The sequence below is a fragment of the Marinactinospora endophytica genome (genome assembly GCF_054780875.1).
In genome coordinates, this window is the sequence record NZ_BAAGVM010000016.1 from 46,459 (window position 1) to 60,940 (window position 14,482).

General features: G+C 72.7%; 15 protein-coding genes, 1 tRNA gene and 1 pseudogene. 11 read left to right on the forward strand and 6 right to left on the reverse strand.

Going from position 1 to position 14,482, the window contains the following annotated elements; genetic code table 11:
* Positions 1-36: 36 nt before the first annotated feature.
* The 4 genes and pseudogenes from ACYVHU_RS24240 to ACYVHU_RS24255 all read right to left on the reverse strand — a co-directional run bounded on the left by ACYVHU_RS24240 (position 37) and on the right by ACYVHU_RS24255 (position 2,387).
* A pseudogene (locus ACYVHU_RS24240) lies at positions 37-1,015 on the reverse strand (site-specific integrase).
* On the reverse strand, positions 948-1,325 hold the full coding sequence (locus ACYVHU_RS24245; protein ID WP_235000974.1) for an RNA-binding S4 domain-containing protein: 378 nt from the start codon (positions 1,323-1,325) through the stop codon (positions 948-950). The pseudogene ACYVHU_RS24240 and the gene ACYVHU_RS24245 overlap by 68 nt, the downstream one beginning before the upstream one ends.
* A gap of 189 nt (positions 1,326-1,514) precedes the next feature.
* The gene (locus tag ACYVHU_RS24250) at positions 1,515-1,679 is read right to left on the reverse strand and encodes a glycine zipper domain-containing protein (protein ID WP_200813623.1); all 165 of its coding nucleotides are present in this window, start codon (positions 1,677-1,679) and stop codon (positions 1,515-1,517) included.
* 87 nt (positions 1,680-1,766) lie between these two features.
* The gene (locus tag ACYVHU_RS24255) at positions 1,767-2,387 is read right to left on the reverse strand and encodes a hypothetical protein (protein WP_078761771.1); all 621 of its coding nucleotides are present in this window, start codon (positions 2,385-2,387) and stop codon (positions 1,767-1,769) included.
* A 346-nt stretch (positions 2,388-2,733) separates the two neighbouring features.
* On the opposite strand from ACYVHU_RS24255, the gene ACYVHU_RS24260 reads away from it, so the two are divergent.
* From ACYVHU_RS24260 to ACYVHU_RS24305, 10 genes are all read left to right on the forward strand, one after another.
* Positions 2,734-2,808: transfer RNA gene (locus ACYVHU_RS24260), tRNA-Asp, on the forward strand.
* Between the two features lie 105 nt (positions 2,809-2,913).
* The gene (locus tag ACYVHU_RS24265; protein WP_078761770.1) at positions 2,914-4,584 is read left to right on the forward strand and encodes an ATP-binding cassette domain-containing protein; all 1,671 of its coding nucleotides are present in this window, start codon (positions 2,914-2,916) and stop codon (positions 4,582-4,584) included.
* 372 nt (positions 4,585-4,956) lie between these two features.
* On the forward strand, positions 4,957-5,361 hold the full coding sequence (locus ACYVHU_RS24270) for a DUF3224 domain-containing protein (protein ID WP_432937341.1): 405 nt from the start codon (positions 4,957-4,959) through the stop codon (positions 5,359-5,361).
* 109 nt (positions 5,362-5,470) lie between these two features.
* Positions 5,471-6,196: an rRNA methyltransferase gene (locus ACYVHU_RS24275; RefSeq protein ID WP_078761768.1), complete on the forward strand. Its 726-nt coding sequence runs from the start codon at positions 5,471-5,473 to the stop codon at positions 6,194-6,196.
* Between the two features lie 140 nt (positions 6,197-6,336).
* Positions 6,337-7,221, forward strand: a complete 885-nt coding sequence (locus ACYVHU_RS24280; protein WP_235000948.1) for a penicillin-binding transpeptidase domain-containing protein — start codon at positions 6,337-6,339, stop codon at positions 7,219-7,221.
* Between the two features lie 659 nt (positions 7,222-7,880).
* Positions 7,881-9,038, forward strand: coding sequence for a sensor histidine kinase (locus ACYVHU_RS24285; protein ID WP_327308406.1), 1,158 nt, complete (start codon positions 7,881-7,883; stop codon positions 9,036-9,038).
* Between the two features lie 74 nt (positions 9,039-9,112).
* A complete protein-coding gene (fes, locus tag ACYVHU_RS24290) occupies positions 9,113-10,498 on the forward strand; it encodes an enterochelin esterase (protein ID WP_078761767.1) in 1,386 nt (461 codons plus the stop codon).
* Between the two features lie 4 nt (positions 10,499-10,502).
* On the forward strand, positions 10,503-10,964 hold the full coding sequence (locus ACYVHU_RS24295) for a MarR family winged helix-turn-helix transcriptional regulator (protein ID WP_498949580.1): 462 nt from the start codon (positions 10,503-10,505) through the stop codon (positions 10,962-10,964).
* Between the two features lie 151 nt (positions 10,965-11,115).
* Positions 11,116-12,060 carry a DUF5996 family protein gene (locus ACYVHU_RS24300; RefSeq protein ID WP_498949581.1) on the forward strand — a complete coding sequence of 315 codons (945 nt, stop codon included), beginning with the start codon at positions 11,116-11,118 and terminating at the stop codon, positions 12,058-12,060.
* Positions 12,061-12,269: 209 nt separating this feature from the next.
* The gene (locus ACYVHU_RS24305; protein ID WP_078761764.1) at positions 12,270-12,575 is read left to right on the forward strand and encodes a GNAT family N-acetyltransferase; all 306 of its coding nucleotides are present in this window, start codon (positions 12,270-12,272) and stop codon (positions 12,573-12,575) included.
* A 33-nt stretch (positions 12,576-12,608) separates the two neighbouring features.
* Here ACYVHU_RS24305 and ACYVHU_RS24310 read toward each other — a convergent pair whose 3' ends face one another.
* Together ACYVHU_RS24310 and ACYVHU_RS24315 are read right to left on the reverse strand one after the other, a co-directional pair.
* Positions 12,609-12,944, reverse strand: coding sequence for a YnfA family protein (locus ACYVHU_RS24310; RefSeq protein WP_432937331.1), 336 nt, complete (start codon positions 12,942-12,944; stop codon positions 12,609-12,611).
* A 168-nt stretch (positions 12,945-13,112) separates the two neighbouring features.
* Positions 13,113-13,352, reverse strand: a complete 240-nt coding sequence (locus tag ACYVHU_RS24315) for a hypothetical protein (RefSeq protein ID WP_078761762.1) — start codon at positions 13,350-13,352, stop codon at positions 13,113-13,115.
* A gap of 568 nt (positions 13,353-13,920) precedes the next feature.
* Here ACYVHU_RS24315 and ACYVHU_RS24320 point away from each other — a divergent pair.
* The gene (locus ACYVHU_RS24320; RefSeq protein ID WP_078761761.1) at positions 13,921-14,349 is read left to right on the forward strand and encodes a DUF488 domain-containing protein; all 429 of its coding nucleotides are present in this window, start codon (positions 13,921-13,923) and stop codon (positions 14,347-14,349) included.
* The last annotated feature ends 133 nt before the right edge of the window (positions 14,350-14,482 follow it).

Genomic DNA, 14,482 nt, shown 5'->3' on the forward strand with positions numbered 1-14,482 from the left:
TCCGGGCTTTTTTGATGGCGGTTGACGGTAGCGGTGTCAGCCGGCTGCTTCCCTGGGCTTTCCCGGCGTTCTCCGTCTGTCGTCCAGGGACGTGTGCGCGTAGATCGTCATCGTTACGCCGGTGCCGTTGTGTCCGGCGGTCTCCCGGACCACCTGGGGCGGTACTTCGAGGTTCAATAGCAGCGTCACGCAGGTGTGCCGGAGGTTGTGGCGGGCGGGCTCCGTCGAGGCAGGCCTTGTGGTGCAGCGGCTCCCAGCTCCGGCGCAGGTTGTCCGGCTCCAGCGGCGTCCTCCGCCGAGAGGGGAAGACGAGCCCGTTCTCATCCCAGCCCGGCGCGGCGTCGGACCGCTCGGCGGACTGGCGCTTGCGGTGCTCCCGAAGTGCCTTCACGCAGAGGTCGGGCAGCGGGACGGTGTGGGAGGAGTCGCCGGTCTTCGGCGGCACCGGGCGCAACGCCCCGCCGGCGAGCTGAAGCGTGTGGGCGGCCTCCAGGCGCCCGGCGTCGAGGTCGACGTCCTGCCAGCGCAGCCCCAGCAGTTCCCCGCGCCGCAGGCCGAGGCAGAGCGCGAGGACGTACAGCGCGTGAAAGCGATCGCCCGCGTCGCAGGAGGCCGCCGACGGCTCCGGCCCCACGACGCGGTGATCCGCCCGGGGAAAGGCGCGGTCTCCCGGTCTCACCGCGCCGGTCGGTCGTCGCCGCCCGACCCGTCGGCGCGCCGGCTCCCGAAGGGACGGGTGAGCCCGTCCCGCCGGCCGGGGGGACAACGCCGGTGTCCGGTGACAGGCCCGGGTTCGCCCCGCCTTCCGGACGCCCGTGGGATCGCCCCTCCTCCACCCGTCCAGGGGGCGGGAACGGATCGGGCGCCCTTCCCGCCGTGGCCCGCGTCGCGAAGGACGGCCCCGTGGCAGACCTCGTGGCGAGCGGGCCGGTGTGGCACCGCCGGTTTCAGAACCCCTCGGAGCGGAGCCGGTCGAGTTGGCGGCGATCCCGCTTGGTGGGACGCCCGGCCCCACGGTCGCGACGGGCCACCGGGATCATGGCCTCGGGCGGCCGCGCGGGGGTGTTGTCGACGTAACAGCGCACGGCGACGGGCGCGCCGACGCGCTTCTCGATGACGTGGGTGACCTCGACGATCCGGGTCGTGCCGTGCAGGTGGGCGCGGACCACGTCACCGGCGCGCACCGGGGTGGCGGGCTTGGCGGGCCGATCGTTGACGCGGACGTGGCCGCCCCGACAGGCCTGGGCCGCGTCCGCGCGGGTCTTGGTGAGGCGTACGGCCCACAGCCAGCGGTCGAGCCGGCCCGCGGGCGGTCCCGGGGGCAGGGGCGGGGCCGGCGTGGATGCGGCGGGCGCGGCCGGCGGCGAGGGGACCTCTTCCGGAGCGTTCACGGCGCTGTTCCTCTTCGACGGTGTGGCCTGGCGGTTCGCGGTGGGCGCGAGCCCTCGTTCCGCACTGTAGTGGCCGCCGCGCCGGATGTCGTCCGGGCCCGTCACCGCGGGAGGGGCCTTGGATCAGTCCCGCTCCTCCTTCTTGGAGTCGGTGAACGCGCCGAACGCGACGCCCAGGGACATGCCGATCGCGATGCCCAGGGCGAGGTTGTCCATGAGACTGCCGATGGAGACACCGAAGGCCACGCCGATGCACAACCCCAAGGCGATCCCGTTGCGCTTCTCCATCAGCGTCCCTCCGTCGCGTGGTTCATCACCCCTGGGACGTCCGCCACGGCCGTCCCGATCCGTGACGCCTCTCACGCGGAGGCGGGGTTAAGACGCCATGGGCGGGCGGTCGTGGAACTCCTCGCGCAGCAGGACGACGGGATCCTCGTGGGTGGAGCGCAGCAGTGCGAGACAGGCACACCCCTCCAGGGCGCCGCGCGCCGCGCACGTGCACAGGCCGAGGACCAGCAGCGAGCGCGCGACACCGCGCAGCCCCGCGTCGGTGGCCTGCCGGGAAAGCCGCCGCGCGGTGCCGAACTCGCGCCGCGCCAACGTGGTGACGACGCGCCTGCCGCGCGGGGTCAGCCGGCGGGTCCCCGAACCGTCGGCCGCCTGGAGGGTGAAGGCGACGGGATCCGCCGGGGGCCGCTGGCCGCCCGACGCCATCCGCAGGCAGCCGTGGGCGGCGGAGGCGAGGGTGGCGCAACCGGCGTCGGGCCAGAAGAGGGAGAACGACTCCCACTCCACGCAGTGGCCGGGGGCGAGCCCGCGCAACCACCCCTCCCACAGCACGGTGATCTCGGCGACGAGGCCGTGGCCGGGGTGACCGGCCGGGAGCAGGGCGGGCGGGCGCGGACCGCGGTGCCGGGACCGACCCCAGATCGCGCGGGCCGCGCGTTCGGCGCGGGCGCGCATCTTCTCCTCGGTGTGGTGCCTGCACGGGGCCACGGCGACCCTGTTCCGGCACGGGTGTCCCTTGCGGGTCTGCCCGCCGCACAACTGCGCCATAGGCACGACAGTGCGTCGCGGCGGTCGCGGTGACAATCGGCCCGGGGGTGACACGGGCCGGGCCGCGCGGGCTCCCCCGTCTCACCTCGGCGAAGTCGTCGCAGGTCAGGGCGTTGTCCGGCGTGGTCTCGGCCGCCGCTTCGGCGGGAGCCGGAACCGGCCAGGAAGCGTGGGGCGCGCGGAGCGGGACGCCGGCCCGGGGTATCCGCCCGGCCTGTCCCGCCGGAGTGGTCCAAGCGCCTCTCCGGAGCGGGTAGGATTCTGCTGTACCGCTGAGGCGGAACGAGGTCCTGTGGAGCAGTTTGGAGTGCTCGCCACCCTGTCAAGGTGGAGGCCGCGGGTTCAAATCCCGTCAGGACCGCATCGAACATCGGAGCCCGAGGTCGTCTGACCTCGGGCTCCGTCCGTTTTCCCGCCGACGAAAACCGATTGCCGGGCCGAGGGGCTCGGTGAAAGGGTCGTCCCCATGGGGCACATCGACGTGGCCGGAGTGGGCTTTCACCTTCCCGATGGACGGGTCCTGCTGGACGAGGTGTCGTTTCGGGTGGGGGAGGGGATGAAGGCCGTCCTGGTCGGGGCGAACGGCAGTGGCAAGACCACCCTGCTGCGGATCGTCGCCGGTGACCTCCAGCCGTCCGCGGGCAGCCTGTCGCGCAGCGGCGGCCTGGGCGTCATGCGCCAGTTCATCGGCTCGCAGGCGGGGGCCGACGGTGACGCCGACGGTGTCTCGGCCCCCTTGGGATCCACCGCGACGGTCCGCGACCTGCTGGTGTCGGTGTCCCCGCCGACGCTGCGCCGGGTGGCCCGCGAGTTGCGCGAGGCCGAGGCCGAGGTGGCCGCCCGCGCCGACGAGGACGTCCAGATGCGCTACGCCCAGGCGCTCGCCGACTGGGCCGACGTCGGCGGCTACGACGCCGAGGTGCTGTGGGACGTGTGCACGGTCGCCGCGCTGGGCGTCCCGTTCGACCGGGCCGGGCACAGGGAGCTGGCCACCCTGTCCGGAGGCGAGCAGAAACGGCTGGTGCTCGAGGCGCTGCTCCGCGGCCCCGACGAGGTTCTGCTGCTGGACGAGCCGGACAACTACCTGGACGTGCCGGGGAAACGCTGGCTGGAGGAGCGGCTGCGCACGACGCCGAAGACCGTGCTGTTCGTCAGCCACGACCGGGAACTGCTCGCCCGCACCGCGACGCACATCATCACCCTGGAGGGCGGGATGGGCGTGGGCAACTCCACCTGGGTGCACGGCGGCGGCTACGAGGGATACCACCAGGCGCGCGCCGACCGCCACGCCCGCTTCGCCGAGCAGCGCCGCCGCTGGGACGAGCGGCACGCGCGGTTGAAGGAGCTCGTCCGCGAGCTCTGGCAGAAGGCCGCCGTCAACGACGGCATGGCCAGCCGCTACCAGGCCGCGATGACCCGGCTGCGCCGGTTCGAGGAGGCCGGGCCGCCCCCGGAACCGCCGCGCGAGCGTTCGATCCGGATGCGGCTGCGCGGTGGACGCACCGGGGTCCGCGCGCTCACCTGCGTCGACCTGGAACTCACCGGACTGATGCGGCCGTTCTCGACGGAGGTGTTCTACGGGGAGCGCGTGGCGGTCCTGGGCTCCAACGGCTCGGGCAAGTCCCACTTCCTGCGCCTGCTCGCCGGGGACGGCCGGGTCGCGCACACCGGTGAGGCGCGCCTGGGGGCGCGGGTGAACCCCGGCCACTTCGCCCAGACCCACCACCACCCCGAGTGGGTGGGGCGGACCCCGGCCGCCATTCTCGCGGCGGACCACGCGCTGCCCCTGGAGGAGGCGGCGCCGCTGTTGCAGCGCTACGAGCTGGTCCACCAGCGCGACCAGCGCTTCGAGACCCTGTCGGGGGGCCAGCAGGCCCGGTTCCAGATCTTGTTGCTGGAGGTGTCGGGGGCGACGATGCTGCTGCTGGACGAGCCCACCGACAACCTCGACGTCGAGTCCGCCGAAGCGCTGGAGGCCGCGCTGGAGGAGTACGAGGGCACCGTGCTCGCGGTGACGCACGACCGGTGGTTCGCGCGCTCCTTCGACCGGTTCCTGGTGTTCGGCGCGGACGGAACGGTCTACGAGGCGCCCGAGCCGGTGTGGGACGAGGCGCGGGTCCGCCGGGCCAGGCCCTGAGGTGGCCGAGGGGCCGCGCCCGCCGGCCACGGGAAGGCGCGCGGGGGCGAACATCCGATGAGCGCCCCGGGAGCGGCTTCACCGGGGAGGGGAGGGTCCGCCCGGTTTCGGAGGGCTCGGCCCGAACACGCGATTATGCGCGAGGGTTAGCACGGAACGCCCGGAGACAGCACCCTAAGGGCATGTGAGGGAGGACTCCGCGCGCCGTGCCCGCCGCGCCGGAGCCCGTGCCGCGCGGGTCCGGAGGGGAGCCGGGCCGGCGCCACCAGGCGATCCAGGACGCCGTTCCGTGTGCGAACCGGTTTCAGGGCGGGCGCGCGTGGGAAGTGGCCGCCGCACCGCGGCGGCCGACCGCGGTGAAAGGAGACGGGCATGGGAACCACGGCTACGGGGACGTTCCGCACCGACGGCCTGGAGGAACAACCGTTCTACGGCGGTCGGGGCGCGCGCCTCTCCCGCACCCGCCTGGTCCGGACGTTTCACGGTGAGATCGTGGGCACCAGCGAGGCGAACCTGATCATGACGTCCGCGGGCCGGTTGGAGGCCCCCGCGCACAGCGGCCTGGAACGGTTCCAGGGGGCGGTGAACGGGCGGACGGGGACCTTCGTCCTCCAGCACGCGATGATCGGCCCGTTCGGGGAGCAGCCCAGGACCGAGCTGAGGATCGTCCCCGACACGGGGACGGGGGAGCTGGTCGGGATCCGCGGCAGCGCCTTCATCAACGGGGACGACACCGGCGGGGAGCTGACGTTCGTCCTCGACTACGAGCTCGACTGAGCGGGCGGGACGGCCTCGGGCGGTTCGTCTCCTAGGGTCATAGGGGACGCGGCCTCCCGTCGAGGAGCCGGGACGGCGCGCCCGGCCGCGACGGACGACGGGGGACGGGATGGCTTATCGACACGTGACCGAACGCGCCGACTTCACCGATCTGGCGAGTGGACAGGTGCTGCGTTCGGCGCCGGGGTTCCCCGGTTTTCCGGTGCGGCTGGCATCCGAGCTCCTGCAACGCGCGCTCGCCCATCTGCCGCAGCGGCCCGTGTCGCTGTGGGACCCCTGCTGCGGCAGCGGCTACCTCGCCACGGTCCTGGGCCTGTCGCATCGAGACCGGCTCTCCCACGTCCGGGTCGGCGACGTCGATTCCGACGCGGTGGCGCTCGCGGCGCGCAACCTGGAGCTGTTGACCGTCGAGGGCCTGGCCGCCCGCGAACGCGAGCTGCGCGCGCACGCCGAGGAGTACGGTCGCCCCTCCTTCCTGGAGCGGGCCCGCGCGGCGGCTCGGCTCGCCGATGGGCTCGTCGCGCTCGGCGGGGACCTGCCGCACGCGGTGGAGGTCGCCGACGTCTTCGCGCCGCGCCGGCCACGGCCGGCGGTGGACGTCGTGGTGACCGACGTCCCCTACGGCGACCTCACGCACTGGGCGGGTGACCGCCCCGCGGGGGAGCCCGTCACCGGGCTGCTGCGAACGCTGGCGGGTGTCCTGGAGGATCACGCGGTCCTCGTGGTGACGGCGCGTACCCGCAAGATCGCCCTGCCCGAGGGGGTGCGCCCGCTGGAGCGGGTGCGCGTCGGCAACCGCGCCGCCGTGGTCGTGCGGGCCGCGCGGCTGCGCTGAGGGAGGGGGGGCGAGGCCGGCGCCGGGGCCGGATCCACGGTCACGGCACGGGAAAGATTGCCGGATCCGCGCGTACTACGCGAAAGCATATGGTGACATCCTCGATACTGGCAGCGACATCGCTCATGGGGAGGGCATCCGTGTCGCGCACGTCGAGCACCGTCGTCGGAGTCCGTGTCGTCGCGCTCCTGGCGGGAGCCACGCTCACCGTGACGGGCGGATGCGCTCCCCCTGGAGAGGCCGGTGGCGACTCGGCCGCGCGGGTGTGGCCGGGGATGATGCCCGAGACCGCGCCCTCGCCGCGGACCGTGGTCCGCGACGACCTGGAGAAGGTCTTCGAGGAGGCGGACACGGACGGCGCGTTCGTGCTCTACGACGTCGAGCGCAACCTCACCACCGTCGTGGGACGGGAACGCGCCGCGCACCGCCATCCCCCGGCGGAGACCTTCGAGATCGCGGCCACCTTGATCGCGTTGGAGACCGACACCGTCCCCAGCGTGGACGAGACCGTCCGGCACGACGGCAACGCCGACTGGGAACGTGACGCGAGCCTGCGCGAGGCCGTCGTATCCTCCGACGCCGGGGTCCACCGCGAGGTGGCCCGCAGGGTGGGGCCGGACCGGATGCGGACCTGGGTGGACCGCCTGGGGTACGGGAACCGCGAGACCGGGGAGTCCGGCAGGCCGTTCTGGTTGGACGGGACGTTGGAGATCTCCCCGCGCGAGCAGGCCGACTTCCTCGCCGACCTCGCGCGGGGAAGGCTGCCGACCTCCGAGGCCCACCAACGGGACGTGCGCGAGCTGTTGTTCCTGGAGCACGGTCCCGGCTACGTGCTGTACGGCAAGTCGGGGTTGGCCGGACGGTTCAACCCGGGCGCCGGATGGTGGGTGGGCTGGGTCCGCCGGGAGGACGGGGTGTTCTCCTTCGCCCTCGCCATGGACGTCGTCACCGACAAGCACGTCGAACAGCGGGTTCCGCTGGGGCGGGAGTTCCTCGAACGCCTCAACGTGGTGCCCGTTCCCTGAGCCGGGACCCGGGCGGGCCGTCCGGGGATCCGCGCCGCCCGAACGGTCCGGGCAGGCCCGTCCGCCGACGTGGCGGAAGGTCCGGACGGCGGCGCCGATCGTCGCGGGCACCTCGCCGTCGGTCCGGGGACGGACCGGTGGAGCGCGTCGACCTGGAGGGTGCCGAACCGGTGGTGGAGCCATGCGGGGCATGACCTGCCGGACGGTGCCTACGCGCTGGACCAACGGGACCGGGAACGGTTGCGCGCGGTCGCGGACGCCGGAGCGGACTGCCTGCGCGACCAGCAGGGTCTGGTCGTGGAGGTCTCGACGCGCTGGAGGAGCCCACGGCGGGCGAGCGCGCGGCCCTGGACGAGCTCAACCGCCTCATCGCCGCGTGCACGCGACCGCTCGACCTGGACGTCCGATACCGGATCGACGGCGCCACCGGGCGCGGAAGCGTGCTGCCCGACGCCCAACCCGATGACGCCCGTGCCCCCTGGCAACCGATGGACCTGCCGGGAGCGCCGGAGCCGGTCCCGTCCACGGCGCCGGGGCGGCCCGAGCCGTCGCCGCCCGGAGCGGGCAACGACGCGCCGGCGGAGGAGGGGGGTACACCCTCCTCGCCCGCCCCGGGGGCGGAGGCGCCGGGGGCGGTCCCCGCGCAGGAGGAGCCGCGGGTGTCCCCGACGGCCGGCCTCGCCCAACCGCGTCCCCCATCCAGCGCCGCCCCCGCCCCCGCGGAGGAGGCGGCGCCGGCGCCGTTCCAGCTCGACCCGAGGGCGGCGGCCTGCGTCGACTCCGCCCGGCGGGAACAACTCGACCCCTACGTCGCCCCGGCGGCACTGCTCTTCATCGACGATCCGGAGCAGGAGACGACCGCCGGCCTGATGATCTCGCGGGAGGGGATCGCGCGGATCTCATGGGTGGTCCTGCTCGTCCTCGTGCTGACCGTCGCGGTGAGCGTCACCCTTTCGGCGCGGCTGGTCCGCCCGGTCCGCGCGCTCACCGACGCCGTGCAGCGCATGCGGGCGGGGGACGGCTCGGCCCGGGTCGAGGTCGCCGACTCCGGTGAGATCGGCCGGCTCGCGGTCGCCTTCAACGAGATGTCGGAGCACCTACAGCGGCTGGAGGAGCAGCGCAAGGCGATGGTCAGCGATGTCTCCCATGAGCTGCGCACCCCGTTGAGCAATCTCCGCGGCTGGCTGGAGGCCGTCCAGGACGGGGTCGCCGACCCCGAACCCGAGCGGATGGCGATGCTGGTGGAGGAGACGCTGCTGCTCCAGCGGATCATCGACGACCTCCAGGAGCTGGCCCTGGCCGACGCCGGCCGGCTGCGGCTGTCCCTGGGGCTGGTGGACGCGGGAGAGCTCGTCGAACAGAGCGTCGCCAGTCACCGGTTGCACGCCGAGACAGCGGGGGTGGAGCTGTCCGCGCGGCTCTCGGGGGACCTCACCCTGGTGGCCGACCGGGGGCGCCTGCTCCAGGCGGTCGGCAACCTGGTGGGCAACGCGCTGCGGCACACGCCCGCGGGTGGACGTGTCACGGTGACGGCGCGCGGCGCGGGGGAGGCGGTCGTCATCGAGGTGGCGGACACCGGGGAGGGGATCGCGCCGGAGCACCTGCCGCACGTCTTCGACCGTTTCTGGCGGGCGGAGAAGTCACGCAACCGCCGTACCGGTGGGAGCGGCCTGGGGCTGGCGATCGTCCGCAACCTCGCGGAGCTCCATGGCGGGACCGCCGAGGTCGCCGCCGAACCGGGGAGGGGGGCGGTGTTCACCCTCCGCCTGCCGCGGGGCCGGGTCCCGAGCGGGGACGGGGAGAGTGGACAGGGGTGATCACCCCGCCGTCCTCGGTGGTCGACATGGTTCACATATTGAAAATTTAGTTAGGTGTGCCTATCCTCATTTGAATGCCGCGAGAAGTGGACACCTTCCTCACGACCGTGCCGCCTGGGAAAGGCCGCGCGCTCCGCCCCGACCGGACCACCGGTCCCGCCGTCGAAGCCCTCATCGCCGCGGTCGCCGAGGGCCGCGCCGACCTGCCGGGCTTCTGGCGGACCGTCGAGGAACGGGGCACCCCCCTCGTGGAACGGATCGACGCCACCGACCAGTGCGCGGTCACCTTCCTGTGGCGCGGGGGGAACGAACTGGCCGACGTCATCCTCTTCGCCGACAAGGCCGCCGACGCCGACTCCTACGAGTGCAACCGCATGGAGCGGATCCCGGGAACCGACGTCTGGCACCTCACCTACCGGATGCGCGCGGACTGGCGCTCCTCCTACGCGATCGCCCCGGTTCCCGCCGACCCCTCGGCGGCGTCGCCCGGGCCGTTGGAGGAGATGGCGGCGATCCGCCGGAGGCGGTCACTGGCCCGCGCCGAGCCCGCCGACCGGCCCGCCATCGCCCGCTGGTTCGACGCCATGGCCCACGCCGTCCCCGACCCTCGCGCGCGCGAACGGCTCGACGCCTCCTGGTCGGTGGTGTCACTGCCCGACGCCCCGCCCGAACTGTGGCGCGACGCCGGCGCCGGCGCGCCGGGAACGGTCGAGGAGCACTCCTTCACCAGCGCGATCCTGGGCAACACGCGCACCGTGTGGATCCACGAACCCGCGCGGCGCCCCGCGGACGGCGGCCCCTGGCCGGTGCTGGTCCTGCTCGACGGCGAACAGTGGGCCGGGATCCCGGTGTTCCCCCTGCTCGACGCGCTCATCGAACGCGGGGACATCCCGCCGATGGTGTCCATCCTGGTCTCGGCGGTGGACTTCCCGACCAGGACGCGGGAGCTCGCCTGCCACGACCCGTTCGTCGCCTTCCTCGACGAGGAGCTGCTGCCGTGGGCGTCGGAAGGCAGGAGGCTCACCAGCGACCCCGAGCACACGATCATCGCGGGTCAGAGCCTGGGCGGCCTCACCGCCCTCTACGCCGCGCACACCGCTGCGCACCGCTTCGGCCGGGCCATCTCGCAGTCGGGCTCGTTCTGGTGGCCCGCCCCCGTGGGTGCCGACGGTGAGACCGAGCGGCTCACCCGCCTGCTCGCACAGGCCGACCGTCTCCCCGGGCGCGTCCACCTCAGCGTCGGCGTCCACGAGTGGCGGCTCCTGGAGCCGACCCGGCGGCTGCGTGACACGCTGGCGCAGCGGGGGGCGGCTTTCGACTACGTCGAGTACAACGGGGGACACGACCGCGCCTGCTGGCGGGCCGGGCTGCCCGACGGCATCGTCGCGCTCACCGGGGGCGGCGCGCGCTCCAGGACGGTCCCGGCCGGGGACGGAGCAGCGCGGACCCGCCATGCTTGAGCCCATGGACACCACACCCGGGTCCGCGGAGCGGTCCGAGCCCTCCCCGCTCGGCCGCACCGCGGGTGAGGCCATCCTGCGCGTCGCCCAACGGCTGACCGACGTGCTCGCGGAGCTGGCCGCCGAGCACGGGCTGACCCCGCTCCAGGCGCGGGCCCTGCGCGCGTTGCGGGACCGCCCCTCCCAGGGACGGCTCGCGCGGGCCTTGCGCTGCACCCCGTCGCGGGTCTCCCTGATCACGGGGGAACTGGAGGAGCGCGGACTGGCCACCCGGGTGCCCTCCCGCAGCGACCGGAGGGTGCGCGTCGCCCGCCTCACCCCCGAGGGGGAACAGGTGGTCGAGGCGATCGGCGCGCGCCTGGCCCGCGAGTCACCGCTCACCCACGCCCTGGGACACGAGGAGCTTCGACTGCTGATCGCGTTGCTGAACCGGCTCGACGACGCCGACGATCCGGCGCACCCCTGAGGTGTCCCCGCCTCCGGCCGTCCACAGCCTGTGGACGGCCGGTCGCCTCCCGCCGTCGACACCCCGCACCGGTTGCTGTGCCGCGCCGTTCCACGTGCCTAAGGTGACCACGGAGCGTCACCGACGCGCCACAGCCGCCGAGGAGGATGCCATGGAACCGTTTCCCCCGCTCCCGTTGCAGGACTGGGAGGACACCAAGCAGACGGTGCACCGGTTCCTCCAGATCGTCGGCAAGATCCGGCTGTCCTCGGGGATCCGCCGCAACCACTGGTGGCATGTCCCGTTCCACCTCACCGGGCGGGGGATCACCACCCGGCCGATGGGCGCGATCGACGGCAACCCCGTCTTCACCATCGACTTCGACTTCGTCGGACACCGTCTCGTGGCCGGTACCGAGGAGGGGCGGCAGGCGTCCTTCGCGCTTCCCGGTCACTCCGTCGCCTCGTTCTACCGCGAGGTCGTCTCGGTCCTGGACTCCCTGGGGGTGCACGTCCGCATCGCGGTGCCGCGTCCGTTCGACCTGCCCGACTCGGGACGGCCGTTCGAGGAGGACACCGAGCACGCCGCCTATGATCCGGCCGCGGTCAACCGATACTGGCGGGTGCTCGGCCGGGTCAACCTCCTCTTGGAGGAGTTCGCGTCCCGTTTCTCCGGCAAGACCAGCCCGGTCCACCACTTCTGGCACACCTTCGACATCGCGGTGACCCGGTTCTCCGAACGCCGGGTCGACCAGCCGCCCCAGGCCGACCCCGTCACCCGCGAGGCCTACTCGCGGGAGGTGGTCAGTTTCGGATTCTGGTTCGGCGACCAGAGCGTCCCCGAGCCCGCCTTCTACTCCTACACCTCGCCCGAACCCGTGGGACTCGAACGGCAGCCGCTCCAGCCCGCCACCGCCGAGTGGATCGAGAGCCGCGGCGCCCACCTGGCGCTGCTGCGCTACGCCGACGCCCGCCAGACCCCCGACCCGCGCCGCACCGTCCTGGACTTCTACGAGAGCGCCTACCAGGCGGGTGTCACGCTGACGGGATGGGACCGCACCGCGCTGTCCTGTCCCGGAGGCATCACCGATCCGGTGCTCCGCCATCTGCCACGCTGATCCCGCCGCGCCCGATCCGCGGGTCACTCCCGGGCTCCGTCCGCCCGGGCCGGCCCCGTCGCGTGGGGCGCCGAAACGACGTCTCCGACGCCGCGGTCCCGGGACGGTCGGCCACCGGGAAACGACGGGCGCGGGCGGGGCGGCCTTCGGCCGTTCGCCGGCGCGGGATAGCGTGGGGCGACCTGACATGGCGATGAAGGGAGGGGCGCATGGACATCGAGGTGGCCGAGGCGCCCGAGGCGAACCGGTACGAGGCCCGGGAGGGCGACGCGGTCGCCGGGTTCGCGGAGTACCAACTGGCGGGCAACCTGATCGTCTTCACCCACACCGAGGTGGACCCTTCATATGAGGGCAAGGGGGTGGGCGGACGGCTGGTCCGCGGGGCGCTCGACGACGTTCGGACCAAGGGGCTCTCGGTGCTGCCGCTATGCCCGTTCGTCAAGGGCTGGATCCAGCGCCACCCCGACTACGCCGACCTCGTCTACCAGTCCCGTTCCACCGAGGCGTCCGACTGACGGGGCCGGTGCCCGGCACAAGGGCCACGGCGGTCATCCGCCACGTGGCCCGTACATGATCACGGCGACACCGACCAGGCATATCAGCGCGCCGGTCACGTCGTAACGGTCGGGTCGGAAACCGTCCATGAGCATCGCCCACAACAGTGACCCCGCGACGAACACACCGCCATAGGCGGCGAGCACCCGTCCGAAGTTGGCGTCGGGCTGGAGGGTGGCGACGAACCCGTAGACGCCCAGGGCGATGACCCCGGCCCCCATCCACAGCAGTCCACGGTGCTCGCGCACCCCCTGCCAGACCAGCCAGGCCCCGCCGATCTCGGCGAGGGCGGCCAGGGCGAACAGCACGATCGATTTGAGAACGGTCACGAGGAGGGAGCCTAGGACCTCCCGCGTACCGTGCGCGTTCCGGGATCGTCGGCCGCAGGACGCCCAGGTGCCCGGCGGGGATGAACCGTGCCGCGCACCCGGGCGCTTCAGACCGGGGTCCCGGCCACCGAGCGGGGAGGCGGCCGGGAGATCACCGTTACCGGCCGACTAGTCGGTTCCGGCGAAGGCCGCCTCGGCGCTGGCCTCCTCCTGGGCCTGCTCACGGTCGACGAGGAGGAACTTCTGGTCGCCGTCGGCGTAGCCGACGAGCAGCTCCTTGGCCTTGGCGGCGGAGTATTCGGCCTCTCCGGCGCCGGCGAAGGTGCCCGCGGAGGCGGAGCCGGCGAAGCCGAAGGCGGCGGGCAGGATGATGACGGCACCGATGAGAATACGCTTCATGTTGCTCATGATTTCCTTACGCATTCGTTTTTGAGGGATGTGGTGCTGTTCCGCGCTGAAGCGCGGTCATTCTCTTCGTGGTCCTGCGTGTGCGTGGGCCCTGCACGCATGGTGATATGACCAGCGCCCGGACCAGCCAATCCATGTCCGTCATGTGATCCAGATCACCGCAGAATGAACCCCGTCAAACCGCGACGAAACAACGATTCGCCTGTCATTGGTTTTTCTGAAAAACCGACAAAATGCGGTTATGGAAAACGTGTGGCGACGGTATATACGGGGGGCCGTTGTGGTGATTCCAGTCGCGTGGATAATTGTTCGAATCTATTTCATATTCTACTCGCGGAAGATGGATGATCACGCTCGGTGATATATGTTTCGGAGAGTAATCGAGCCTTCGTTGGAAGCGGCCGTGGCCCGCCGCCCGACCGTGAGAACGCGCGCTCGACGGAGGGGCGCCCCGGGGTACGGCGTTGTCTCCCGGGGCGGTGCCGGTCGCGACCGTTCCCCGTGGCCGTCGCGGCCGGCGAGCGTCATCCACCGGGTTCGGGCGGCCCGGCCCGGGTAGCCCCGGCGTATGGGGGAACAGCACATCGACATCGTGGTGCGCAGGGTCCACGACCACCTCCGTGACGAGGCGGGGTCCCCGGGGAAGGTCTTCCTCGTCGACCGGCTGTGGCCGCGCGGTGTCGCCAAGGCGCGGTTGCGCATCGACGGGTGGCCCAAGGAGGTCGCGCCAAGCGGCGAACTGCGGAAGGGCTTCGGCCACGACCCGCGGCGTTGGCCCGACTTCCGCGCGCGGTATCGGGCGGAGCTGGAGGGGGCGCGGGAAGAGGTCCGTCCGTTGCTGGAGGCGGCGAGGAGCGGGCCGGTGACGTTGCTGTACGGGGCGAAGGACGTCGAGCACAACAACGCCCTCGTCCTGCGCGACTATCTGCGCGATCTCCTCTCCGAGGAGAAGAAGGCCGGTGCGCGGTCCGACGCCGGCCGACCGGAACACGGGTGAGGGTGCCGCGGCGGTGTGCGGCGGGCGAAGTCGGCCCAGGTGGGTGGGGACGTGGCGGTGCCCCCTCGGGAGGTGGGGGCCATAATCCCGCCTTGGAGCTGCCTTAACTTTGCGTTATATGAAAGTGACGGAG